This window comes from Brevundimonas sp. (assembly GCF_041648055.1).
In the GTDB taxonomy this organism is placed as follows: domain Bacteria; phylum Pseudomonadota; class Alphaproteobacteria; order Caulobacterales; family Caulobacteraceae; genus Brevundimonas.
The window spans coordinates 16,915-39,441 of record NZ_JBAZPS010000011.1; the positions used below are offsets into that span (position 1 = coordinate 16,915).

Sequence of the window (22,527 nt, forward strand, 5' to 3'; positions counted from 1 at the left end):
GGCAGCTCCGGATCGCCGCGCACCTGGTCATCCAGGCGCCTGAACCCGCCCCAGCAAGAGCGGCAGCTTGCTGTTCTTGAAATCCCAATCCGAAAGTGGCGCGAACCATTCCGGGGCCGCCTCTCCATGGAGCTGGATGACCTAGTCACCGTCTATCGTCTGCGCAGCATAGTAGCGGCTAAAAATGCGGCTGGCCCAGCCTATACCTTCCCAGCCCTGATTGGACGATTCCTCTGGGTTCGCGACAAACTCGACACCCGCGAACTCGCCGCCGTCGGTGACTGCAAGCGGCCCCTCAATGGACCACTCCCCGTAGAGCAGAAGCACTTCCGCAAGCTTGCGGTCCCTAGGATCCGTCAGCTCGACGTCGCCGCTATAGAGTTTCGCCGACCCGATGATGAAGTTGGCCAGCCCCTCCGCGCTCAGCGAACGCGGCATATCGGTCGACGCCCCGAGCACCAGGCGCAGCGGGGCCTTGGTCATGATGATCACCTCGCCGAGCCTTCCGGACTCGTTGGCGATCACCGCATCCTTCATCGTGACGCGGAGACCGCCGTTCGGACGGCGGAAGCGATCCGGAGAGATGACCGTCCAGATGTTCCAGAGCGACCAGAATATCGCCAGCTTCAACGGCGCGCCAACCATGTCCGCGTAGGTCTGGAGCGAGGCCAGATACGCAGCCGTCATTTGCGTTTTCTGCTTGAAGGGCTCCTTGCTTCGGACGTTCTTGACCTCGACGAGCCACTGCTCGCCGTCGTCCAGCACCACTCGGAAATCCGGCGCGCGGCAGGTGTCGGCGGCATGGACGCGGCCAACATCCTCGGTCTTGAGCAATCGAAAGTGGCCCAGGCTAAGCACCGTTGCTTCAAACAGGCGCTCGGTTCGCGAGCCATGAATTAGCGTCGGGTCCGCCAACGCCTCCTCCAGCTTTGGCGTTGCGTCGGCGACAAAGCGTTCGACCAATGACGGGTCGTTCAGCGCGATACAGTGTTCGCGCGCAAATGCGGCTACCGACGCGAGCAGGTCGAAGGCTTTGGTCTTTGGTCGCTCTGGCGGCGGCTGGTCGCTCACAACCCCGTCATCCCGCCGGCGGCTCGACATCCGGCGGGTTCATATAGGCTTGGAAGCCGACCAGATCAGCGTCGCTCGGATTTTCCGCCTCGGGGATGAACCGAATGGTTTCGGCAATGTCGCGGCGCGTGACGTTTCTGATGATCGCGCCGCCATTGCTCAGCTCATACTCCATCGAGCCGCACCAGCGGTTGGGGCGGGCAAGGCCCGGCGCGAACGCAATGGGCTTCTTGTTCCCCTTCTTGCTCACCTCGTGCTTGGCGAGCGCGACGCGGATGAATTCGAGCGTAGTGAAGCCCATCTCCGTCCGCCGCAGGTCGAGGCGCATCTGCTCAACCAGTTCGGGCCGCTCCTGGGCATCACGCAGTTGCTGCGCGCGCAGCTCGCGATCGTAGTGGCGGTATCCTAGGTCTCGTTCGAGATGGGCGGCCTTGAGGCCGATTCCTGAATTCTCGGCGAGCTTGATGACGTCTTCACAGCGCTGGCGCCATGTCCGCAACAGCTCGTAGGCCGCGTAGATCCACATGGGCGAGAGCGCGCCCAGCAACGCGATCTTCCCTCGCGGCGGCTCGTCATCGAACTGGTGGCGCATGACCTCGTGCTCCAGCGCGTTGAGCGAATTATCGACGAGGCAAAGCTGGCTCGCCTGCATGGCTAGGTAAGGGTTGGCGGCAAAGCCGGCCAAGCTCATCAGCGCTTCGTGGAGCTCACTCGTGCCGATCTCAGCGACATCGCGATAACGCGGCTGATCGTCAAATTCGTCGGCGTCCGTCACGTTGTTTCCCCGCCCGTTGTCGCGAACCGATAGGGCGGATCGATCACCGCCATCGGAAGAGTGTCAGCCAAGCCCCAGAAACGCGTTGTCGCCCGGATATAGCAAACGAGGTCGCTCGCGCGGATTCTGAGATGTTCGCTCGCAATCGGCAGCCCTGCCAGGAGATCGTGATAGTCGTTGGCGGCCTCGTCCCATAGCGCCGGCGCGATCGTCTTCAGTTCTTCGCACGACGAACCTTCGCCATGACGCACGACGTTGGCGACCACGAACATCTCGGTCAGATCAGCACCCAACCCGCCGTGCCCGACGTCTATCCCGGCGCGCTCGGCGCAGATCGCCAGGAGCTCCCGGAAACCCCGCGCCTTGGGCATGTCCGTCGCGTCATCGCGATGGACCGCTCGCGCCCATATACTCAGTTGACGCTCGAAGGTCGCAGCGAGGATCAGCGTGAACGCCTTCGCCGCCTCATTGGCGGTGTAGTTGTCGACCTGGGCCGCAGCGCGAACGAGAAATTGATCCATCGTCGCCGCCTCGCCGCTTTCGAGCGACGAATGAACCGGCAGCGCCTCCATCGCGGGCTGGACCACCCGCTCAAACAGTCGCGCAAGGTTGGCCTGGAAGATGCGCGGCAACTGATCCTTGACTAGCATTTTTCGCCCCTTGTCGCCCTGAGTTCGTTCGGTCGCGTCGATCAACGACTTTGCTGGCATGGCCAAACCGCTTGCCCTGAGCAATTCCCGAGAGCTATGCCGGGGTATGGCAACCCTGTTCAAAGATGGAGACGTACGGCGTGCAGTCTATGCACGTATGCTCGGCTCCGCGATGCGCAGCGCTGATACGCTCGTGATCGATGAACTCGGTCTCGATCACGGATCCTGCCGGATCGATATCGCCGTGATCAACGGCCACATCCGCGGGCTAGAGATCAAGGCCGAAGCGGATACCCTGGCCCGCCTTCCGTTCCAAGTCAGCGCTTATGGCGAAGTCGTCGATAAGGCCTCTCTCATCGTGGCCGAACGTCACCTCGACGCGGCTCGGCTCCTCGTGCCCGACTGGTGGGGGGTCGTGCTAGCGCGACGGTGCGCCAACGGTGAAGTCGCGCTTAGGCGAATCCGTGACGAAAAGGTCAACCGCTCTATCGATCCGGTGACACTCGCGCGCTTGCTGTGGCGCCCGGAGATCGTTCAAATGCTACGCGATCTCGGGCACCCGGAGCGCACGCTCAGAGCACCTCGCGATGCTCTGTATCCTATTCTCGCCTCCGCCTTGCCGCGACGCGTGCTAGGCGCGCGGGTCAGGGAAACGCTCAAGGCGCGGGCAGTTTGGCGAGATCGTCCAAGACCACAGTGATATGGTGGTTGGTCGCCACCCACTTCCAGACCGTGGGGTTGCCGCGCTTGGCGGCGCCAGCGTGACAATCCTCGATATAGGCGCTGCCTTCCGAGAACGTTGCGCCGTGGTACTGACCCGAGCTTAGGATCAGACCGCATAGGCCGGGGTAGGCCTGGTTAGTCTCGCCCTTCTTGCGTTTGGAGCGCGCGACCAGCCAGCCGCCGTCCGACACCGCATAGCGTACGTTCGGGGATCCCCGCATAAATCGCATATCCCCTTGGGCGAATTTAACCGCCGCGACCGCATAGTCGCCAAAGGACGGACGTCGTTCCTGGGGCGACTGGGCCGTCACCAAGGCTGCGTAAAGCCGCCACTCTTCGCGCGACACGGTCTGGATCGGGAGTTTGAGCTCGGTCATCGTCTCGGGGAAGGACGCCGCCATAACGACAACGCTACGCGCGGACAGCATTCTCGCGCCGTTCAGGGCGGCGCGTATGACGCCCACAAGCGGGCCTTGGGGCGAATAGGCTGGCGCCCCCAGATCCAGTACGATGTCGAGTTGGGCAATGTCGATCGCCAAGGCTTTGAGCAAGGCATCAACATGATCGTCAAAGTCTGGATCGAGCGCCTCCTCGAGCGTGCACCGCAGGACCGCGCCGTTCATGTCGATAGCATCGATGTCGTGGACCGCCTTCCGGTAGGCAGCGTCGCTCTCGAGGTTGATGACCGGCGTCAACGAGGCCCCAAGCTTGCGGGCCTCATCGAACAGGAACGTCATCGTGTGCCGGCCGTCCGCCATGCGGGTCGCAGGGGCCAACTGGCGGCCGTCGATGAGCGCGGGACGATCGCTCCACTTCTTTTCCAGCTTGGCCGCGAAACCACCGAGGTGGTCGTCGATCTCCTTCTTCGGCCGCCATTGCTCGAAATCGAAGTCCGGCGGCAGGACCTCGATTAGAGGAACGACCGCCGGCTTCAGTCCGGCCGCGAGTTTGAACAGGGCCTGATACTCGCCCATCCGCCAGCGCAGGAGGGGGACATACTGGGTCGGGGCGATCGCCATTTGAACCTCAAAGACCAAATTGGCGGCGCACTTCCCCGGCGCCGACGAGAGAACGGAGAACAGTGTAGTCGCCAGCCTCGCGACGAACCCGGCCGGCGATGACCGCTGGGCCGACGCCGAAGCGTTTGGCGTCAGTCAGCACTGCTTTCTCCGTGCGCGAGAACCGTGACACCGCGAGATCCCATTGAGCCACAGGCAGCAGCGCGTTCCGTGCAAAGCCGTCTGCCTCCTCTTCGTGGCGCTCGTCCGACGGGCTCTCCGTGTCGTCGAAGATGGCGGCAAAGGCTTCCGGGCCGATGTGGAGCTTGAGGTGTCCGATCTCGTGCAAAAGCGTGAACCAGAAATTGTCCAGCCGGTCATGGCGGAGCGTCAGGCCGATCAGCCCGTAGCCGTCGAACGAGCCCATGGCTGCGCCGTCCAGCAGGGTTCCGGGTAGATGCCGTTCGACAACGAAGGCGATGCCGATCTGGCGCAGGTGGTCGACGGCCTTCAGTGGGCCGTCGGCATCCAGGGTCAGGGCGACGAGGGCAGCGATCCAGGCATCATCGATCAAGGCGGGATCGAAGGTTGCCGTCGGCGGGTTTCGGGCGGCCAGCTGTCGCACACGCGCTTCCCATGCCGCGATCGCCGGTTCGTGCACAGCGCCGTTCGACCGCACAGACTTCCGGTGCAAGCCGGCAGGGACGAATCGGGCCGAGCCACTCCGCAGGAAGGCCGGCACGAGGTGGTCGGCGGACTTGCGCGCCTGCGTCAGCGTTCCGGAGAAGTCTTCGAACCAACCGCGCTTGTACATCTCGGCCAGAGGGAAAGCCTGCCAGGCGGTGGGATCGACCGACTCCAGGCTCCCGTTCCCGGCGAGCGACGCACGGTTCTCGATGCGCACGTCGAGCGCATCGGAGACCTCGATCAAACGCTCAAGGCTCGCGGATCGATAGCGTTCGGCTTCGTATCGCTGGACCTGTTGTTCCTTCAGCCCCAGAAAATCCGCGAGATCCTTCTGGCTCATGCCTCTCGCGATCCGTGCGCGGATGAGCGTCTCGGGGAGATCGGCAAGGCGTGCGGCCGAGAACGTCGTCTGCGCTCCTGACTTCAGGGCCTCGTAAAGGGCGACATCGGCTTCGAGTTCCGCCACTTGGCTTTGGAGCGCACCGCGCGCGATGACGGCGAACGCGGGATCGACGTTGGTGGCCGCCGGCGCGCCCGCCGAGGCTTTCAGCTGGTCCAGCGCCGCGCACGTGGACCGGTACTGTCTTTCGTTCGTGATCATTACAACGCCCCTTTCGAGGTCGCGAGCGTCAGCCGCAAAATGCCTTTGGGCTGGCCCGAATGTTTCTCGATCTGGAAGAAATCGAGGAAGGTGCCCGTCGCGCCGTTCGGGGCGAAGGCCGGAAACATCTCGCCGAGATATTTGGCTTTTTGAGCCTCGCGCTTGCCGGCGAAGTTCTGGAGAACGGGGTCAAGCAAGGAAAAGTCCATCCCCGCATGATCCCAGCAGCCGTCGAAATCACCGGGGTGGTCTTTCGCTGTGGTGAAGCTGCCATCGAGGTAGACGGCACGGCATCCGGCGAGCCGGAGCGCCTCCACCGCCCGTTGAAAACCACCGAACAACCACTGTCGGTGTGGCGTGGTGGCGAACCGGGCGGCAACCTCCTCCAGCGTCGTCTCGTGGACGCCCGAAGGCAGAACCGCCCAAGGCGCGCCAAAGCCCGGATCAATAAGGGAAGGGATCATGAACACAACAATATCGTTGTGTGCATGTATTGTCCAGTCGGGTGAACGGTGTGCGCGGAGGTGTGTGCGGAACAGCCTTGGCGACGCCTGCTTGGCGTCCGGCCGGCGGGATCATTCGTAAGAATAAGCCAGATGGTCGGTGCTCGACTTCGCCCAGGCCGGAAGGGCGCCAAGAGTCTCCAGCTGTAGCCGCAGCGCCCCATCGAAAACTTCTGGCAGCAAGACGTGAATCGCCGGCCAGATCGCATGCGCCTCTAGCACTAGATTGCCCTCGCCCAACTCGAGTGCCCTTCGGAGGTGCACGCCGACGGTGCCCTCGAGCAGGGGGCCTGCCGAGGTTCGGGCGAGCACCGTTTGAAGAACCGGCGCGAAGGGCATGAGGGGGTGTCCCGACAACTTGCTGTTGAGCATCGCCTGGATGTTCGGCTGTCGGGAAGCGTAGTTCTTGAACGCCCCGCGGCGTAGCGAAGTGTCGAGAACATCACCGCGATGAAGTGCGCAAATTGCCAACGATCGAGGTTTTGATGCTGCCAAAGCGCCAGACCGGGCACGCGCGCACACAGATCGCTGTTGGCCGCAATGAACGCCGGCGTCGTGAGCTCCGAGTAGGAGAAATCAGTGCGGGCCTGCAGCGCCACCTTCCAAGGCGCGCGCACGGCCTCCCCTCGCGCCAGCAAACTCGGCGTGACCCGATCCTCATAGTAGGGCCAGCCGGTTTCAGGAAAAGTGAGATCATTGACAGCGACCTGTCTCTCGTCGCCGAAGCTGCCGTCCGACTTCCGCAGGAAGCAGGTTAGCATCAGGCGTCGAGCGGCTAGAGACGTCTCTATGGCCGCCTGATCGAGCACGAAGGCGTTGTCCCGATGGCGGAGGATTACGTCACGGAACGACTGCGGCAGATCGCCCGACTGGAGTTCGTGCCCCAACAGAACCCAGATCAAACCGACCCCTTCGCGCCTGTAATGCAGTGACCGGTCGGAAATCTCCGTCTGGAAGGTGTTGGACAACTGGATCTCGAAGGCGACCGTGCGGCCGTTAGTATACGTCACGAGTACGTCCGGGTATCGGCCATGGCCGCCGGCGGTAGGTGCAAGATAGGTGTCTACTGCCACCCGCGTGCAGCTTGGATCCTGTTTGGCAAGTTGGGCGATCTGCTCGCAGATCAGCCGGTGCGCCGGGCTTTCCTGGTGACCGTGGTACTGGCCCGCCTTCAGGCTATCGGGGTCCTGGGTATCGCCGGTAAACCAAGGACAGGCGGCAACGGCGCCCTTGAAGTGGGCGAAATAGGGAAGCCGTTTTTGACGGAAGGCGCGCGCCTTGATGAAGACGGCGCCGCCGCAACGAAGACAGGCGGCAATGGATCGGTGATCCCGTCCTCGCCGAGCGTCGGTAATGCGTTGCCTCAGCAGGCCCCACTCAGCCTCGGACATCGCCATCAGCCGCTCGGCCGTGATCGGACCGACCTTGTCGATCACCGCCACCTCGATGATGCGCTGAGGTTTCTGGGCCATTTCCGTCCCGCCAACTCCGAATCAGGAAGGATTGCACACAGTCGGTGCGCCAGTATCGGTCGTGACTTGGTGAGTCGGCTGGTAAAGCTAAAGTCCGCCTTCGGCAGAGGTGCGGTCACATCGGCGCCAATGCGTCTCGCCGTGCCGCATCGTCGCTCAGCTCGCCCTTTAGGTATAGTCCTCGAAGCTGGAGAAGGCCTTCATCCCTTTAGCCGCGTTTGACTTGGCGATGCGCGTTCGGCTGATCCTCTGCTGAAGATAGACGCACAGGGCGTCGAAGTCCTCGATCGCCAGCATCCTCCAGGGGCCTCTGAAGTTCGCTTCAATATTCTTGGAAATAGCCTCGTAACTGAACTTCGTGTCGCGCGTTTTATCGGCGCTCGCGAATTCATTGTATCGGCTGATCAGGTGCTGAGTATACCGGCTCGCCTTGAGATCGGCCCCGATCGTGCCCGCCGCGGGCTGAATCTTTACCGTGTTACGGGTGGTCTTCACATTGACGGTTTTGGCTATGATCGCGCCGGGGCTGTCGATGACGACGTTGCCACTATTGTTGGTCACCTCGATGCGCCGAAGGTCGCCGAGGAGGATCTTCGCATAGAAAGCATCGGTAGCCTGTTCGGGCCGTCCCATATCACCTTCTCGGATCCGCTTGATCTCCTCGAGCGCCTCTACGGAATAGACATCGGGTTCGGCATCCACCATTTTATGGTGTCGACGGCATAGCAGAACCAGGTTTTCGAAGCCCTGCCGTTCGTCCTCGCTCTGGGTGACGTCGAAGCGGGGGCCGCCCTCATTTCGCGCCCGGATATGGCAGATTTCGCCGGTGATCGTCCCCACGGCTTCGACGATGGGCAAGTCGCACCTTGGAAAGGCGCAGAGATTCCCCGACGTCGCGAAGAGCCTTTTGATCGTCGTTTCCGACGGCCTCATCTCGCGCGACGCGCGCCAGCAAACGGCTCGACCGAACTTAGCCTATTCAGCACCTCATCGCTCCAGCCTGACTCTCAATCTGCGGGCTCGTTCCTGGAAGGCGCCTTCCCCACCTTCCAAGATGTCGCAAACCGCTTTTCTGATGTCAGCGTTCTCCAGGCCACCGGACTGATAGGTGATCGGCGGCAAGGCACCGTGCGGATGCGGCCCTGACTCAGCGATGATGATCTGATCGGCGTCAGTGTTGATCACAAGGTTGGCGTTATGCGTCACCATGATCACCTGGCGGTTCGATTTGGCTTCGATGAACAGACCCACCAACTCTTCGAAGACGGATTTCGGGTCGAGGTTCTCCTCCGGCTGGTCGATGATCAGCGGGCGGCCATCGCCCATCGTCCAACGCCAGATAGAGCAGCAACAGGACGATGCCGCGGGTTCCGGGAGACAGCTTGCGGATATCCACGCCATCATATTCGATGCCGTAGTGGATCTCGATATGACCAGTGCTGAACAGCCATTGAGCGAAGCGTTTCGACCAGGCCCGAAACTCCAGCTGCTCGGTGTGGGCGACCGGCGAGTGGTCGAGCAGTTCCTTCTGATAAAGCCGACGAAACTCCGCCATCGCCGACACCACCTCAGCTGACGACCCTGTCTCCCAAGCCCGCTTGAGGACCTCGTTGGCCTTCTGAAGCAAGGTGCCCTTGCCTCGGAACGCCCCGCCCTTGCGGAGATCGATCAAACCCTCCTCGGCCTGCCCCGCCCACTGGGCCACGTCGGCGACCCGCGCGACAGAGAAGGACAGCTTCTTCAACGTCCCGGAGGCCGCCGCCAGACGCGCCATCAAGGGCCCGTACAATTCCTCCAGAACGGTTTGTTCGGCGATGAGGGCGTCGAAAGCCCGGCCATAGGCCTCTTCGCGTTCGGCCTGCAGATCCCGGGCACGATCCTTGGCGCCTTGGCTGTCTTGAAGTTTGGCCGCGAGGGTCTGCATCGCCGCAGTCTCGGTCGCGATCCGGCCCGACAGCGCCGTGTATTGCCGCTGCGTTTCCTTGTCGGAGCTGACCAGTTTTTCCAGCCGCCCCATCTCGGCTTCCAGGACCGCCTGCGACAGCGTCGTCAGGTCTGTCTCATCAGCAAAGAACGCCGTGTTCGCATCACCGGCTGGCGGTGCAGCGCCCTTCAGCCCCGCGATCTTGCCATCAACCCATTTGACGTAGTCGTTCAGGTCGTCATCGACCTTCCCGGTATAATCCAGAATGAAAGCGGCCCACTGGTCGTTCGACATTCCACTGTGCGTATGTCTGGCCTGGGTTTGCCGCAGTGTCTCCGGCGCCTGGTTGCGCCGAAGGTCCCTCACCTCATCCTGAAGGGCCAGGAAGGTCTGCCGCTGGTTTGTGAACCGCCGCAACTTGGTCCTGACCTCGTTGGCCGCGCCAGCCAGCTCGGTGTGACGCTGAGCCCTCTTTTCGCTGCCCGCCGAAACAAGCTTGGCGCGGTCGGCGGTATAGGCGTCGACCAGTTGCCGCTTCTGCGCGACCATGGCCTCATAGCTGGCGACCAGCTTTTCCTTCTCGAGTTCAGTGCCGATCCGCTCCGAGATCTGGGAGACGGCCTCGGCCTCACGATCGCGCGCCAGACGATGGCGTGAAGCGCGATGTTCCAGCAGTTCGGCGAAGTCCAACGCACCGTCACGATCATGATCGGGATGGGCCTCGAAGATCACTCTCTCGATCTCGCGGAGGAGTCCGTCGGTCAGGCCGCTGGATGAGCACAGTTCCTCGACGAACTGCTGGGACAGGTATCGCGCCCGAGGATAGCTCAGCGGGCCGTTGGCATCGGCCCCATCCAACGACCGCGTGCCTGGAGCGCCCGCCGCCCAACTGACCTTCACCTTGGCCTGGCCGATAAGAGGCCGGGCGCGCACCAGGAACGAGGGGTTCGCCCATTCATCGGCGGCCCAGGCCTCGTCCGATATGGAATCGCAGCCCGCCGCGATCATGTCCGCCAGGGCCGTCTTGCCCGATCCCCGCGCGCCAATAATGGCCACCAGGCCGGAGTTCAGAGGGATGGTCGACGTCTGGAGCCAAGGCGCGTCGAGTATTTCAATCTCGGAAATAACCTGGGACGGCGTTGCGGACTTCGGCGGCTCGGCGCCGACATGGGCCCGGCCCCGGGGGTCGATGCAGGCCTGTCGCAGCGTGTCGAATTCCAGCCCGCCCTTGACCCATGAGAATCGGTCGCCGAACGGCGTGGCGACGTCTTCGAGCCTGTGCGCGTCACTGCCATGAAGGCAGGGCTTCAAACCGCCATATCGGGCGCGGATCGCCTGGGCGTCGAGATCCTTTTGACCGAGCCAGAACTCCCGCTGCGCCTGGCTGCTGGCGAATATGATGTCGGCAAATCCCTCGATCTCGCGACGAATGGTCTGGTCGGCGGCCTCCCTCACGCCCGATGTGCCATCGGTGGCGCCGCCGGCGACGGCGATCAGGACGTTCTTCTTGGCCCATCCGCTCTCGCCGAACACCTCGCGCAGTTGCCGGAAATTGACCTTGAACTGGTTCGCCCCGTAGGAGAGCGCGGCGCCGTCGTCGGTTATGTTCGGGTCGGCCTTCTTGCCCAGGCGTATCAGGTCGGCGCGGGTGCAGTCGTAGCGATCCTGCTGCACGGTGAAGTGCAGCCGGGATAGAAGGCGCTGCAGTTCGGCGATATGGTCCGGGTCCTCGGGGCTGACGAACAGATGCAGATTTACGAATCCGCCCTTCGCGGTCGCCACATCCAGTCTCAGCTCGACATTGGGAAATATCAGCGTCGCCTTCGGCAATCGCCCGTCGGCCTTGTGCTGCAACACCCGCTCATAGGTGTCGGTGACATAATAGTCGGTGACGGCGATCGCCTCGATGAGCGGCGTGGCCCTTTCAAGCGCGGATAGATAATCCTCCCACGCCGTGGGGCCGGTGAACTGATTGTTCATCACGGTCCCGGGCGCATGGATGTGAGGCTCCCAACGGCGCCACTCAGAACCTCGACTAATCATGCTTCCCCCGTCCCGCTTTTTTACGCCACCCTATCGTGTAACGATCATCAATTCGCGTGCAATGACCTTGCATCCCTACTCGGGCGACTTCTGTTCCTGAACTTGTGCGAGCCGAAAAGATCGCTCAGCAGCGACAGCTGTTTCGCCGTCTGTCACAACCCTGTCGAGGCTCATGCCCAACACGTACCGCCCCCTCCTCAGCCTCCCGGCTCTCGCGCTATGCGCCCTGTTCCTGGCTGCTATGGCGACACCCGCATCGGCCGATCCTTGCGAGGGGCGGCTCCCCTCCCAGCCGGGTCAGCCGTTCACGGGATCGGTGCGCTATGTCGGCGACGGGGACAGTTTGTGCGTCGGCAGCTCCAGAGATCCCAATAGCTGGATCGAAGTGCGGCTGGCGGATTTCGACGCGCCCGAACTCCACTCGCCTGACGGACGGCTATCCCAGTCGCTTCTGCGACAGGTCGCGTTCGGACAGAATGTGGTCTGCGACGCACGCCGCGGCAGGAGCGGCCGCGTCATCGTACACGACCGCGTCATCGCCGTCTGCCGTGTCGGTGGCCGCTCTATCGGAGATCTGCTCCGCGCGAGACGCGCCCCCGAGGGCGGTAACTAACCAGCCGGTCGTCGGAGGCCAAGGCGCGCCGCCCTTCCCCATGAACCCCAAAGGCTCGACAAGACCGTCGCGGTAATCGCTAAAGGCGTCGACGGCAGATCGTTGGAGCAGAAGCGTTATGAGCGGCATTCCGGAGCGTATGAAGTACAAGGCGCAGGTTTACGATCTTGCTCTGAGCGCCTTTTTCAAACTCAGGGAGTTCGACTCAGCCGCCCTGGATCAGCCCCGCGCCGAGACCGGCTGGGACATCGCCGAGGCCTTCGTCGCGGCCGCCATGAGCGGAGTGACCTATAAGAGCAGCAGCCGGGATCGGCGGTTCGAGGCGGCCAGCCTTTTGCGGACGCTCGCCGATCAGGTTGAAGAGGACGGCCTGGCCAGCCTGGAGTGGAGCCATCAGGGCAAGCTCGACGCGCGACAAGCCTGGCGGCCCGACATCCGCTCAGCCGAAGGACTTGCCGAGCTCGACCTGCGTACCGACGCGGTGATCGAGGGGCTGATGCGGCCGCTCCGGGCGCTGACCGTCCCGGAACGGCGCGCGATCGTCTGCATGTCCTTTGTGCGCATGGCGCTGGCGCACATCGGGGACCTCAACGAGCAGCAGCCTGCGGACGCTCATCGGGTTCGCGAATACACGCTCAAAATGCTTTCGCCGCTGCTCGCAAGGTTGCAGAGTTCGGACACGCCGGACTGACCCAAGCGCCTGCGGTGGGCACTCAGGCCTGGCACCTTCCCGCCGCCCCCTCTATGGCGCGTTGAGCTATGAAAGACCGCCATGGCCAAATACGATCCGCTCCGGGATTATCTTCGCAAGCAGAAGACCGATGAACTCGAGCTCTCCTTCGCCGAGATGGAGCGCAAGATCGGCTATATGCTACCCAAGAGCGCGGGCCTGCCGCAGTGGTGGGCGAACACAACCGACCCGGCCACGACCCACGTTCAGCGCAAGGCCTGGGGCGACGCCGGCTTCGACGCCTTCCTGATCGCCGGCGCCGACCGCGTCCGTTTCAAGCGGGTCTAATCGACCCGGTCCGCCCGCTAGCCTCCGAAGTCGAACGCAGCCTGGTTTTCCGGAACACCAGATTTCCGTTTCCGACGGCTCCTGACGGGCTGATCCGAACCGGTCGCAGCCTCAGGCGCCGGTCTTCTAGGCGGCTCTTCCAGGGTTCTCCTGACTGGCGGTCTAACCGGCTCCGGCCTCTCCACTATGGCCCGGGGCTCCGGCAGACGCCTCGGTGTCCTCGCCCGTCGCCACGCCAGCAGCTCGCTCTGCCACCATCCGACTCGGTTTTGCGAGACCTGGACGCAGGCCGGGAAATCTCCGGTCTTCTGCATGCGCCAGACCGTCGTCCGGCTCAGACCGCAGATCACCTTCACCTGCGACCAGGGGAGAATCCGGTCTTCCAACGCGTCGAACGGAGGCGGCTCGCTCACACTGTCCATGACACCGCCTCGTCCGCCCGGCGCTCCAGAACCTCGGCCAGCAACCGGGCGTCCCGCGCCGCATCGACCGGATCTCGAACCTCCCAGGTGCGAAGAACGTCCTTCAGGGCGAAGCTGACCGCCGGGTCGACCAGCAGGTCCGCGACGCTGGGCGCCCACTCCGTTCTAAACCCTTCCAATCCCGCCTCAGCCATGACGCCGACCCCTGGCCGCGGGCGGGGCAGACGCGCGAAGGTCGCTGACCTGATCCAACGCCCAAGCGCGAAGCACGCCACGCGGATAGTAGGGCCTGTGCCGAACGTGGAGACAGGGAGGGCCGTTGCCTCCGGTGGACCACAGCCGAGCGAGGGTCTCGGGTTTCATGCGGATGCCGAACTGGATCAGGAAGGCGGACGCTTCCTTGCGGGTCAGCAGATCCTCATCGGCCGCGTCAGTCACCGCCGCCACCGGTTCTGTGGCGGGTATCATCGATCAGTCTCCGGCACCCGGCACTGCCGGGAATTGCGGGCGCCCCTCCCGGCCGAGAGCGCGAGGTAGCAGTCAACGGCTGCGGCGACATAGGCTTGCGTCTCCGCAATGTTCGGTATGCGCCCAAGTCTGGCGACACGATCCGGCCCAGAATTATACGCCGCGAACGCAAGCCGGACGTCCCCGAAGCGGAGCAGCTGCCGGGCCAGATAATCCGCTCCGCCGTTGAGGTTCTCGATCGGATCGAACCGGTCTCTTACCGCGAGATCCGCCGCCGTTCCCGGCATCAACTGCGTCAGGCCGCCGGCCCCGACCGGAGACACGGCATCGACCCGGTATGCGGATTCCACGATCACCAGGGCATGAAGCATCTTGGGGTCGATGCCGTGGCGCTCCGCGGCGACGGCGATCGCGTCCATGAACGGCTGTGAAAGGGGCGGAAGTCGGGGCGTGAGGTCATCGACGCCGGCCCCGTCCGACACAGGCTGCGCGGCGGGACGGCCGAACAGATCGCCGCCGGCGTTGCGCCAGTCGACCGCTTGAGCGGATGCATTGCCCGCTGCGAGCGCCAGGGCCAGAGCGGCCAAAAAGGGTCTCACCATGTCAGGGTCTCCCGAAACACCCCCTCCAGGTCTCGGGTCCGGACGGGGCCAAAATAGCGACTGTCGAAACTTCCCGCCGTGTCGCCGAGCAGGAAGAGCTCGTCCGGCGCGAGCCGACGGCAGCCGGTCCAGCCGGGCAGAGCCGCGCCGCGCCGATCACGATCCAGAACGTGAGCCACGCGGCCAGGCATTCGAACCGCAGTTCCCTGCCGGCAGACGGGATCGCCGCCGACGGCCGCGACCCGTTTGATCAAAAGGACCTCGTCCGGCATGCCGAGCGCGCCCAGGTAGCGCCGGGCGATGGGGGGTTGGGGCAGAGCGACCATCGCGCCCCTCTCCGGCGCGCCGCCTGGATGTCGCAGATACAGGCCACGCGGTACGCTGGGGCTCTCGTTGACCAAAGCGAGGGCTGGCGTCTGGTCGGCGATCAGGGCGCCCAGGGTGAGGAAGAAGACGGTGACGCCGAGCACGGCCCAGCGGTTTCCAGTATCGAGCGGGGTCCAGGTCATGGCCGGTACGGCTCCAGGATCAGGTCGCGGGTGATCATCACGCGGACCGCAGCGCCGGCGCGCAGACGGATCGACGGCCGGACGTCCAGCTCCCGGTCCACGAGCCGCTCCCCGACCTGGGAGCCCTCGATGGCGGCGGCGTCCCCGGCGTCGCCGAGCAGGCCGCCCGAACCCTCGCCATCTCCGTCACGGGCGATTTGGCCGAGGGTGGTGATCGCGCCGGCGAACAGGGTTCCGACCAGCAAGGGGAATAGCCGCCGATCGACATGGCCGCTCACGCCCACGGCGCCTTGCGCATCAACGCCGGGCTCACCGGTCAGCACCAAGCTCTTGCCGTTGGGCAGGATCAGCCGGTCCCAGGTCAGGAAGGCCCTCCGGTCGCCATAGGCGCTTTCGCCCTCATGACGGCCGATAAGCCGGGTCCCTTGGGGCAGGACGAGATGGCGGCCGCTGACGGTGTCATAGACATTCTGCGACACCGTCGCGACGACCGGCCCGGCGCGCGCGGTGTCCACCCCGGTCAACAGGACCGCAGGAATGATCGCGCCGGCCTTCAGCTCATAGGGTGACAGCGGCGCCGTGAGGGTGTGGCCATTATAGGTGGCGCCGACGTCCGCAGCGTCCGCACGAGCGCCGGCCGTCGCTGGAGCCGTCCCGGCACGCGCGGCAGGACCGGCCCCGGTCGATTGCCCCTCGAAGAACAAGTCCGATCGCGCCGCCTGTTCGCCCGGACTTGGCCCGGTCGCCCGGGTCGTCCGCGATGGCGCATAACCGGCGCTATACCGGCCCGGCGCGGGCGGCGGTGGCGGAACACCAGGCTCAGCCGTCTCGGGCTCGGTCCCAACGCGGGGCTCGGGCAGCCGGTCATAGGTCGCCGGCTGATCGGTGACCGCTTCGGAGGGCCGAACGGAGCCCCGGGCCTGGTCCTCCCGGCCTTCGACGGCGCGGAGCCGGGCGCTGTCGCGCAGTTCCGGTTGGACGACGAAGGCCCAGGCCAGGGAGCCGGAGACGAGGATCACGCCGCCGATCACGATCGTCTGGACGACCGACTTACGCAGCCGGGTGACCGGCGGCCGCGGCGCCCGCATCGACAGGCCGGGCGGCGGCGCCTTCGCCGCGCTGGCCAGGTCGGGTCTGACCTCAGGGCCGACGCCTGACGCTGCCGAGGAAGCGACGTCGTCGGGATTGTGGGGGCTATCCTGGAACGAGGTCATCGGGCGGCTCCCTGGAGGCGGCGGATACGAACGATCTGGGGGCGACGATCGCCGAGCCTGAGCTCGGCGCGATCAAAGACGCGATCGACGATGAACAGACCCCCGGCCTGGCGGTAGTTGACCATCTGGCTCTCGCCGTCGGCGGCGATCACGAACAGGGCCGGCGCCTCGTCGATCTGAAGATCGGGATTGAAGGTGATGAAGGTGCGCTGCCCGTCGTTGAAGACCGAAGCCGGCGTCCACCGTGCACGGCGCCCTTGCGGCTCTATCCGGTAACGGGCGTCGATCGGTCCCTCCGGCATCGCCACCGGGTCCGACACGCGGATCTCTGCCGCCTCGGCGATCGGCGCCCTGGTCGGGGGATCCATCGCCTCGGTGTCCCACGCGATCGCGGCATTGAACCCTGAGGCGTCACCGCTCTTCAGGTCGATGAAATAGACCCGCCGGTTGGTGGTCAGGACAAGGTTGGTCTCAAGTCTTCGTTGCAGTGGCTTGAGGAGGACGTGGGTTCGCTGACCTGCGCCCTCCCCGGACGTGGTCTCCCCGATCTGCCAGCGGACGGTGTCGCCGGCCGCCTTGGAGACCAGGGTCTCGCCGGCCGCCAGGGTCAGGGTGGTGACCCGCAGAGGCGCGGTCCAGACCTCGAACACCCGACCCGGAGACCAGGCGAAAACCTGGACCCCGCCGACGAAGGCGTCTGAACGGGACGGGGCCCGGGCGTCCAGATTGGCGGCGACGATGGCGCGGCGGCCGGTCATCCCCGTCGCCGGCGCCACGGCCGTCGGCTGCGCCTCATAGGGCGTGCCGACGGGAACGGCGGGCGCCGGGGTCGCATCGGCGACCAGCGCCTCATCGACCGGCACCGTCGATTGCGGCAGGGCTTCGGCTTCGGCGATGACGGCAGCCTCGGCCGTGACGACGGGCAGGGGCGCAACCGTCGGCGGCATGGTCGTTCGGCCGAATACGGCGCAGCCGGACAGGGTGAGGCCCAGGCCGGCCAGGATCAGGAGGCGTCGGGGGTCCATGATACGTCCTCGATTTTCAGTCCAAGGGGGTTCTTCATCAGCTCGGCCTCGGTGCGGGGCGGCTGGGTCGTTGTGGTGATCAGGGCGCGCCAGCGCTCGACGCCGGCCTGCTGGCCGTTGACGAAGCGAGTCTCGCGCCATTGAAGATCGTAGGTCCGCTCGGTGCGCCGCACGACGTTGAGCACCTCGACGTTGACAGCTTCGTGCCCGACCTCGGCGAACGGGTCGTGGGTCTGGGCCCAGGCGTTGAGGAAGCTTGCCGCCTTGGGCGTCATCAGGTCGTAAGCCCGAAGCCAATTCTGACGGATGACGATGGGGTCGATGGATTTGGAGCGGACATCGCGCACCCAGCCGGCCAGCGCGTGGCCGATCTGGGCCTCGGTCGGCTCGTAGCGGCCGCCGATCGCCGTGATCCTCTGGGTCTGTCCCAGATCGGAGACCTCGACGACGAAGGGTTTGACCACGGCCCGGTCGGCCTGCACCCACCAGCCCGCCCCGAGGAAGCCGGCGAGGACGAGGTTGGCCACGGCGATACGGCGCCAGTTGCGGGCATGCGCCAGGGACAGGCCCATGCGGTCGTCCCAGACCTGGCCGGCGCGCTGATAGGGGGTAGTCTCGGGCGCCGAGGCCAGGGCGCGTTTGGGACGAAAGAAGGGGTGCATGGTCAGGACTCCTCGGTTCTCAAGTTGGGAGACAGGACGCCGCTGGTCTCACCGGCGGGCATCAACCCCCGCCCGGCGTTGGCGACGAAGAAGGCCTGCAGGGCCTGGGCGCGGGCAGGCGGTCTCGATCCGCCTGACGCGGTCGATCCGGCGGCGGCCCGGTGAAAATCGGAATTGGCGGCCTGAGCCTCCGCCGCGACCTTCCCGGCCGGCCGACCGGAACGCGCCCCGCCGCCATCGTTGGCCGCGCCGCCGGACCCTGTGGCTTCGCCCGAAGCCGAACCCGATGCCTGGCGAGGCTGCCAAGCCACGGCGGGCTCAGACACGCCGCCAAGGGAAGACGAGGGTGCGGCGGACATCGCCCCGCCCGACGGCCGACGCGGACCGGACGGCGAGGGATTGTCATTGGAGGGTTTGGGAGGCGTCGAGGGCGGAGGCGACATTGGCGGGGTCGGGGGTCGGCCGCCTCCAGCGCCGGCCGCAGCCCGGGCCGGGCCAGACATCTTCGCCGCGCCGCCTGCGACGGCCGTGCCCGCACCCGCGATCCCGGCTCCGGCCAAAGCGGCGCTGCCGCCGACGGCGATCCCGGCCGTGATGGCGGAGCCGGCGCCCAGGGCCGGCCCGCCCGTGACCAGGGCCGAGGCCAGATTAGGGATGAACATCGCCAGCATGGCCAGAAGGATCGAGGCGACGAGGATGCTCAACGCCTCGTAGATGTCGGGATTGGCCGAGGGCTGGAGCTGGTCGAAGACGGTCCGGGCCCCGGAGATCACGATGGCCAGGGCGAGCACCTTGAGGCCCGACGACACGACGTATCCGAGAGGCCGCTCCGCGAGAAAGGCGGACTTGTTCCAGATGCCGAAGGGCAGGAGGATGAACCCGCCCAGAGTGACGATCTTGAACTCGAGCAGGGCCACGATGATCTGCAGCGCCAGCACGGCAAAGGCCAGCATGATGCCGATCATGGCCAAGCCCAGGATCAGGGCGTCGGCCATGTTGCCGACCACGTCGAGCGGATTGTCGACGGGCGCAGGCGTCTCGCCGAGCGCCTTCACGATCTCCCAGCCCTGGGCCAGGATGGCCCCGGGATTGAGAAAGTCGGCCCGGCTGAGCGAACCGCCGCCGGCCGTCAGACCAAGCTCAATGAAGCCGGCGTAGATCGTCTCCGACAGCTGTTGCCAGTCATTGATCAGCCAGGCGAAGGCTCCGATCAGCAGCACCTTTCCAAAGCCGGAGGCCAGGACTTCGCGATTGGACGACATCGCCCACTGGATACCGGTCAGGGCGACGACCAGGACGATCAGGAGCCCGAAGACGCCGTTGACCGCGCCCTGCAGGGCGTCGAACCCAGCCGAAATGGTGTTTGAGAACACCACCATCAGCTCATTGGGGGTTTCCACTCCGACCGACATCGTTCCGCTCCTCAGTCCCGCGCGTGCGACAGGGGATCGAAGGCCGGTGCGGCGGGCGTTCCGGCCGAGCCCGCCCAGCGGCGGCGACGGGCCTCGTCCCCCGAGGCCTGGGTTGCGGCGTCGCGCGCCGTCGCCTCGGCCAGAAGCCGGGACTGGGCCAGCATGATGGTGCGCAGCGCCGCCAGATCCTCGGCCAGGACAGCCAGCATCTGGTTGGAGGACTGGATCGCGGCGGTCTGGCCTGCGGCGGCCTCGCTGGCCGAGAGGGCGCCGGTCAGCCGCTGATTGCGTCCCTGTCCCAAACGTTCGAGTTCGGCGGCCGTGCGCGCAACATCCTCGGCCGTGCGCCGGGCGTTCGCGGTGCGGGCCTGACCCTGCTCCAGAAGGCGCAGCATGTCCGAACCGGACAGGTCATCGGGATAGAGGCTCTGGAACTGTTGCTCCAGGCCGCCGACCGAGCTGGCGATTCCGCGCGCCGTGCGGGCCAGTTCGGCCATGTCGCGCAACGCCTGGCTGTTGCCGGTCAGGTGGCTGTAAGGCGAGGCCGCAAGGCTCTTGGCCTCATTGGCCAGGCTCTCCAGCTGACGCGCCGCCTGAAGCGCGTTTTCGATGTGGTTGCGGGGGTCGAAGACGACCTGTTGTGCAGGCGCCGGGGTCGCGGTCGCCAGCAGGCTGACCGCGATGAGGCCGGCGGCCAGGATCTGGGCCGGCCTATTCGGCCGCGAGCGGTCGGGCGAAGGCGTCGAAAACAGCATCAACATTGTGCACTCCCTTGGCTGTGAGAAATTCCCGCGCGAATCCGGCCCCTCCGGAGGCGGCGAGAATGTCGTCGATGAGGGTCTGGTCTTCCGGTGCGCTGGCCCCGCACAAGGCTAGGGCCACGCCGGTCAGGCGCAGGTCGAACAGGCGTCGGCCGCGCGGCTGGCGCCAGTAATATGCCCGCTTGGGCGTGGCGAAGGCGATCAGCTCGAGCTGGCGGCGGTTCAGGCCGAAGGCCTGGTAGAGCCGTGCCGACGAGGGTTCGAGCGCGCGGGGGTTGGGCAGGAAGACCTGGGTCGGGCAGCTCTCGATCAGGCTGGAGGCGATCGGCGAGGCGGCCACGTCGTCCAGGCTCTGAGTCGCGAACACGACGGCGACCCGCTTCTTGCGCAGGGTCTTCAGCCACTCCCTGATCTTGGCGGCAAAGGCGGTCTCGCCGAGGAAGAGCCAGGCCTCGTCGAGCACCAGCAGCGTGGGCCGACCGTCGAAGCTGCGTTCGAGATGATGGAAGAGCGCCGCTAGAACCGGAGCCACGGCCGAGGGCGTGGTCATCAGGCTTTCGAGCTCGAAGGTGTCGAAGCGGCTCGGAACGAGCGCCTCGCCCTCTCCGTCGAGCAGGGCGCCGTGCGGACCTTTGAGTGTCAGGGGCTCCAGCGCCGCAGCGACGGCCTTGTCCTGAACCAGGGCGCAGAAGACGGTCAGAGTGCGCTGCGGCACGGGGGCGTCGGCCAGGGCCGCGAGCGCCGCCCAGATCTCTTCACGAATCCTTGGAACAGGCTCCAGCCCCGCGAGCCGGACGGTCTCTGCGATCCATTCCGACGCCCAGGCCCGTTCGATCTCCTGGTCGATGCGCGCCAGAGGCTGCAGCGAGAACCGCGCGCCGGGCTCCAGTGCACGCCAGCAACCGCCGGCAGCGAGTGTCGCGGCCCGCGCCGATCGGCCCTTGTCGAAGAACACCACCCGCGCTTCGGGGTAGCGGAACCACTGCAGGGCCAGGAAGGACAGAAGCGCGCTCTTGCCCGAGCCCGTGGGTCCGACGACCATGGCGTGGCCGACATCGCCAACGTGGAGCACCAGCCGGAAAGGTGTGGATCCCGTCGTCCGGGCCGTCGCCAGCGGTGGGCCGTCCAGATTGAGGTCCACGGACGGGCCGGCCCAGACCGCCGATACCGGCAGCAGATCGGCCAGGTTCAGCGTCGAGACGAGCGGCCGGCGGACGTCAGCATAGGGCTCGCCGGGCAGTGAGCCAAGCCAGGCCTCAACGGCGTTCAAATCCTCAATCCGGGCCAGCAAACCTTGGGCGTTCAAGGCCGCCTCGACGGCTCGCGCCTTGGCGGCAGCGCCCTCTTCCGTCGCATCCAGCACCGTTACCGTGAGGGTGAGATAGCCGAAAGCGCAGGCCTCGGCCCCCAGGGCAGCGAGCGCCCCATCGCACTCCTCGGTCTTGGAGGCCGCGTCGGTATCGAGGAGCGGCACCTCCTCCTTGGTGATGGCTTCACGCAGGAGAACACCGACACCCTTGCGTTTGGCGAACCAGCGCTTCCTCAGCTTGACGATCTCGCGCTCGGCCTCCGGCTTGTCGAGACCGATCCAGCGGGCCGTCCAACGGTAGGGAAAAGGAAGGGCGCCCAGCGCGTCGAGCAACCCGGGCCGGGTGACCGATGGCAAACCCCGCACGGACACGACCTTGAGCCAGCGATCGCCGAGGCGTGGGGCGATCCCGCCCGAGAGGTCGGCGTCCGCCAGCCAGGCGTCCAGATACATCGGCGAATCCGGCGCGGCGACCGGGAAGGTCCTGGGCGACACGCAGTCGTGCAACCAGGTCAGCAGGTCGGTGTCGTCTAGCGGGTCGATCTCGGGAAGGGCGTCCGACAGGAGGTCGAGCGTGGTCGCCGCCTCGCGGGTGAAGACCGCCACGGCCTGGCGCCAGTCCGCGCCGCCCTTGGCCAGGCCGTCGAACAGCCAGCGCTCCATTCTCCGCGTCTCGTCGGCCGGCGGCAGCCAGGTCAGGGCCAGACGAAAATCCGTCTCGAAGGCCGGGTCGCCGGCCTCGAAGCGGCTCCGACGTTCCTCGTCGAGAAGCCAGGCGACATCCAGGTCGAACGCGCTCTCCGGATAGGGGGCGGCCTCGCGGCGGCGCGCCTCCATATGCAGGCACCAGCCCGTCCCGAGCCGCTTGAGCGCATTGTTCAGACGCGCCCGGACGGCCATCAGCTCGTCTTCGGTCGAGGATTCCAGGTCCGGTCCCCGGAACCGAAAAGCCGTCGTGAACGAGCCGTCCTTGTTGAGGACCACGCCCGGCGCGACCAAGGCGGCCCAGGGCAGGTGGTCGGCCAAGGCCGCCGGGCGTCTGCGATGTTCTTCGAGAAAGCGCAT

The 22,527-nt window shown here is 65.6% G+C and carries 25 protein-coding genes; 4 read left to right on the forward strand and 21 right to left on the reverse strand.

The features are described from left to right. Nucleotides 1-141: 141 nt before the first annotated feature. From WC585_RS15110 to WC585_RS15120, 3 genes are read right to left on the reverse strand one after another with little or no spacing between them, the layout of a single operon-like run. Complete coding sequence (locus tag WC585_RS15110; RefSeq protein ID WP_373258753.1) at nt 142-1,071, reverse strand: hypothetical protein; 930 nt, start codon at nt 1,069-1,071, stop codon at nt 142-144. A 7-nt stretch (nt 1,072-1,078) separates the two neighbouring features. Continuing rightward, on the reverse strand, nt 1,079-1,846 hold the full coding sequence (locus tag WC585_RS15115) for a hypothetical protein (RefSeq protein WP_035306114.1): 768 nt from the start codon (nt 1,844-1,846) through the stop codon (nt 1,079-1,081). Then, nucleotides 1,843-2,541, reverse strand: a complete 699-nt coding sequence (locus tag WC585_RS15120; RefSeq protein ID WP_197019704.1) for a hypothetical protein — start codon at nt 2,539-2,541, stop codon at nt 1,843-1,845. The genes WC585_RS15115 and WC585_RS15120 overlap by 4 nt, the downstream gene beginning before the upstream one ends. 13 nt (nt 2,542-2,554) lie before the next feature. Between WC585_RS15120 and WC585_RS15125 the strand changes: the two genes are divergently transcribed. Continuing rightward, nucleotides 2,555-3,196: a sce7726 family protein gene (locus WC585_RS15125; RefSeq protein ID WP_146756758.1), complete on the forward strand. Its 642-nt coding sequence runs from the start codon at nt 2,555-2,557 to the stop codon at nt 3,194-3,196. Here WC585_RS15125 and WC585_RS15130 read toward each other — a convergent pair. From WC585_RS15130 to WC585_RS15160, 7 genes are all read right to left on the reverse strand, one after another. After that, complete coding sequence (locus WC585_RS15130) at nt 3,153-4,238, reverse strand: beta family protein (protein ID WP_035306113.1); 1,086 nt, start codon at nt 4,236-4,238, stop codon at nt 3,153-3,155. The genes WC585_RS15125 and WC585_RS15130 overlap by 44 nt on opposite strands. A 7-nt stretch (nt 4,239-4,245) precedes the next feature. Beyond that, nucleotides 4,246-5,505, reverse strand: coding sequence for an XRE family transcriptional regulator (locus WC585_RS15135; RefSeq protein WP_035306112.1), 1,260 nt, complete (start codon nt 5,503-5,505; stop codon nt 4,246-4,248). Then, complete coding sequence (locus WC585_RS15140; RefSeq protein ID WP_035306160.1) at nt 5,505-5,969, reverse strand: hypothetical protein; 465 nt, start codon at nt 5,967-5,969, stop codon at nt 5,505-5,507. The genes WC585_RS15135 and WC585_RS15140 overlap by 1 nt, the downstream gene beginning before the upstream one ends. 260 nt (nt 5,970-6,229) lie before the next feature. Further along, nucleotides 6,230-7,480, reverse strand: a complete 1,251-nt coding sequence (locus WC585_RS15145; protein WP_035306109.1) for a DUF6035 family protein — start codon at nt 7,478-7,480, stop codon at nt 6,230-6,232. Nucleotides 7,481-7,648: 168 nt separating this feature from the next. Then, the gene (locus WC585_RS15150) at nt 7,649-8,338 is read right to left on the reverse strand and encodes an HNH endonuclease signature motif containing protein (RefSeq protein ID WP_197019703.1); all 690 of its coding nucleotides are present in this window, start codon (nt 8,336-8,338) and stop codon (nt 7,649-7,651) included. A 129-nt stretch (nt 8,339-8,467) separates the two neighbouring features. Then, nucleotides 8,468-8,731: a hypothetical protein gene (locus WC585_RS15155; RefSeq protein WP_373258754.1), complete on the reverse strand. Its 264-nt coding sequence runs from the start codon at nt 8,729-8,731 to the stop codon at nt 8,468-8,470. Then, nucleotides 8,676-11,384 carry a TrlF family AAA-like ATPase gene (locus WC585_RS15160; protein WP_373258755.1) on the reverse strand — a complete coding sequence of 903 codons (2,709 nt, stop codon included), beginning with the start codon at nt 11,382-11,384 and terminating at the stop codon, nt 8,676-8,678. The genes WC585_RS15155 and WC585_RS15160 overlap by 56 nt, the downstream gene beginning before the upstream one ends. A 235-nt stretch (nt 11,385-11,619) precedes the next feature. Here WC585_RS15160 and WC585_RS15165 point away from each other — a divergent pair, with 235 nt between their 5' ends. The 3 genes from WC585_RS15165 (at nt 11,620) to WC585_RS15175 (ending at nt 13,078) form a co-directional block, all read left to right on the forward strand. Beyond that, nucleotides 11,620-12,060: a thermonuclease family protein gene (locus WC585_RS15165; RefSeq protein WP_373258757.1), complete on the forward strand. Its 441-nt coding sequence runs from the start codon at nt 11,620-11,622 to the stop codon at nt 12,058-12,060. Nucleotides 12,061-12,178: 118 nt separating this feature from the next. Beyond that, a complete protein-coding gene (locus tag WC585_RS15170) occupies nt 12,179-12,751 on the forward strand; it encodes a hypothetical protein (RefSeq protein ID WP_035306100.1) in 573 nt (190 codons plus the stop codon). A gap of 81 nt (nt 12,752-12,832) precedes the next feature. After that, a complete protein-coding gene (locus WC585_RS15175; protein ID WP_035306098.1) occupies nt 12,833-13,078 on the forward strand; it encodes a hypothetical protein in 246 nt (81 codons plus the stop codon). 17 nt (nt 13,079-13,095) lie between these two features. Here the strand turns inward: WC585_RS15175 and WC585_RS15180 are convergent, their stop codons facing one another. Genes WC585_RS15180 through trbE form a run of 11 tightly spaced genes read right to left on the reverse strand, consistent with a single transcriptional unit; the run spans nt 13,096 to nt 22,527 of the window. Continuing rightward, the gene (locus tag WC585_RS15180) at nt 13,096-13,500 is read right to left on the reverse strand and encodes an AlpA family transcriptional regulator (RefSeq protein ID WP_081836093.1); all 405 of its coding nucleotides are present in this window, start codon (nt 13,498-13,500) and stop codon (nt 13,096-13,098) included. After that, the gene (locus WC585_RS15185) at nt 13,488-13,694 is read right to left on the reverse strand and encodes a hypothetical protein (protein WP_035306095.1); all 207 of its coding nucleotides are present in this window, start codon (nt 13,692-13,694) and stop codon (nt 13,488-13,490) included. The genes WC585_RS15180 and WC585_RS15185 overlap by 13 nt, the downstream gene beginning before the upstream one ends. Further along, nucleotides 13,687-13,968: a hypothetical protein gene (locus tag WC585_RS15190; RefSeq protein ID WP_035306093.1), complete on the reverse strand. Its 282-nt coding sequence runs from the start codon at nt 13,966-13,968 to the stop codon at nt 13,687-13,689. Before WC585_RS15190 ends, WC585_RS15185 begins: the two co-directional genes overlap by 8 nt. Next, the gene (locus WC585_RS15195) at nt 13,965-14,555 is read right to left on the reverse strand and encodes a lytic transglycosylase domain-containing protein (protein WP_260394843.1); all 591 of its coding nucleotides are present in this window, start codon (nt 14,553-14,555) and stop codon (nt 13,965-13,967) included. Before WC585_RS15195 ends, WC585_RS15190 begins: the two co-directional genes overlap by 4 nt. An 8-nt stretch (nt 14,556-14,563) precedes the next feature. After that, on the reverse strand, nt 14,564-15,079 hold the full coding sequence (locus WC585_RS15200; RefSeq protein WP_081836092.1) for a S26 family signal peptidase: 516 nt from the start codon (nt 15,077-15,079) through the stop codon (nt 14,564-14,566). Next, complete coding sequence (locus tag WC585_RS15205) at nt 15,076-16,293, reverse strand: TrbI/VirB10 family protein (protein WP_373258759.1); 1,218 nt, start codon at nt 16,291-16,293, stop codon at nt 15,076-15,078. The genes WC585_RS15200 and WC585_RS15205 overlap by 4 nt, the downstream gene beginning before the upstream one ends. Beyond that, the gene (locus tag WC585_RS15210; RefSeq protein WP_035306088.1) at nt 16,290-17,318 is read right to left on the reverse strand and encodes a TrbG/VirB9 family P-type conjugative transfer protein; all 1,029 of its coding nucleotides are present in this window, start codon (nt 17,316-17,318) and stop codon (nt 16,290-16,292) included. Before WC585_RS15210 ends, WC585_RS15205 begins: the two co-directional genes overlap by 4 nt. Continuing rightward, a complete protein-coding gene (trbF, locus tag WC585_RS15215) occupies nt 17,297-17,980 on the reverse strand; it encodes a conjugal transfer protein TrbF (protein ID WP_035306087.1) in 684 nt (227 codons plus the stop codon). Before trbF ends, WC585_RS15210 begins: the two co-directional genes overlap by 22 nt. 2 nt (nt 17,981-17,982) lie before the next feature. Beyond that, on the reverse strand, nt 17,983-19,392 hold the full coding sequence (gene trbL / locus WC585_RS15220; protein ID WP_184279840.1) for a P-type conjugative transfer protein TrbL: 1,410 nt from the start codon (nt 19,390-19,392) through the stop codon (nt 17,983-17,985). An 11-nt stretch (nt 19,393-19,403) separates the two neighbouring features. Next, a complete protein-coding gene (locus tag WC585_RS15225; RefSeq protein WP_035306149.1) occupies nt 19,404-20,153 on the reverse strand; it encodes a conjugal transfer protein TrbJ in 750 nt (249 codons plus the stop codon). Then, complete coding sequence (trbE, locus tag WC585_RS15230) at nt 20,104-22,527, reverse strand: conjugal transfer protein TrbE (RefSeq protein ID WP_035306084.1); 2,424 nt, start codon at nt 22,525-22,527, stop codon at nt 20,104-20,106. The genes WC585_RS15225 and trbE overlap by 50 nt, the downstream gene beginning before the upstream one ends.

Bases quoted from the DNA above. Each gene is read 5' to 3' on its own strand.
- WC585_RS15125 (WP_146756758.1), top strand. From the start codon at position 2,555: ATGGCCAAACCGCTTGCCCTGAGCAATTCCCGAGAGCTATGCCGGGGT.
- WC585_RS15130 (WP_035306113.1), bottom strand. From the start codon at position 4,238: ATGGCGATCGCCCCGACCCAGTATGTCCCCCTCCTGCGCTGGCGGATG.
- WC585_RS15135 (WP_035306112.1), bottom strand. From the start codon at position 5,505: ATGATCACGAACGAAAGACAGTACCGGTCCACGTGCGCGGCGCTGGAC.
- WC585_RS15140 (WP_035306160.1), bottom strand. From the start codon at position 5,969: ATGATCCCTTCCCTTATTGATCCGGGCTTTGGCGCGCCTTGGGCGGTT.
- WC585_RS15145 (WP_035306109.1), bottom strand. From the start codon at position 7,480: ATGGCCCAGAAACCTCAGCGCATCATCGAGGTGGCGGTGATCGACAAG.
- WC585_RS15160 (WP_373258755.1), bottom strand. From the start codon at position 11,384: ATGAACAATCAGTTCACCGGCCCCACGGCGTGGGAGGATTATCTATCC.
- WC585_RS15165 (WP_373258757.1), top strand. From the start codon at position 11,620: ATGCCCAACACGTACCGCCCCCTCCTCAGCCTCCCGGCTCTCGCGCTA.
- WC585_RS15170 (WP_035306100.1), top strand. From the start codon at position 12,179: ATGAGCGGCATTCCGGAGCGTATGAAGTACAAGGCGCAGGTTTACGAT.
- WC585_RS15175 (WP_035306098.1), top strand. From the start codon at position 12,833: ATGGCCAAATACGATCCGCTCCGGGATTATCTTCGCAAGCAGAAGACC.
- WC585_RS15180 (WP_081836093.1), bottom strand. From the start codon at position 13,500: ATGGACAGTGTGAGCGAGCCGCCTCCGTTCGACGCGTTGGAAGACCGG.
- WC585_RS15185 (WP_035306095.1), bottom strand. From the start codon at position 13,694: ATGGCTGAGGCGGGATTGGAAGGGTTTAGAACGGAGTGGGCGCCCAGC.
- WC585_RS15190 (WP_035306093.1), bottom strand. From the start codon at position 13,968: ATGATACCCGCCACAGAACCGGTGGCGGCGGTGACTGACGCGGCCGAT.
- WC585_RS15200 (WP_081836092.1), bottom strand. From the start codon at position 15,079: ATGACCTGGACCCCGCTCGATACTGGAAACCGCTGGGCCGTGCTCGGC.
- WC585_RS15205 (WP_373258759.1), bottom strand. From the start codon at position 16,293: ATGACCTCGTTCCAGGATAGCCCCCACAATCCCGACGACGTCGCTTCC.
- WC585_RS15210 (WP_035306088.1), bottom strand. From the start codon at position 17,318: ATGGACCCCCGACGCCTCCTGATCCTGGCCGGCCTGGGCCTCACCCTG.
- trbF (WP_035306087.1), bottom strand. From the start codon at position 17,980: ATGCACCCCTTCTTTCGTCCCAAACGCGCCCTGGCCTCGGCGCCCGAG.
- trbL (WP_184279840.1), bottom strand. From the start codon at position 19,392: ATGTCGGTCGGAGTGGAAACCCCCAATGAGCTGATGGTGGTGTTCTCA.
- WC585_RS15225 (WP_035306149.1), bottom strand. From the start codon at position 20,153: ATGTTGATGCTGTTTTCGACGCCTTCGCCCGACCGCTCGCGGCCGAAT.
- trbE (WP_035306084.1), bottom strand. From the start codon at position 22,527: ATGCGCTTTCTCGAAGAACATCGCAGACGCCCGGCGGCCTTGGCCGAC.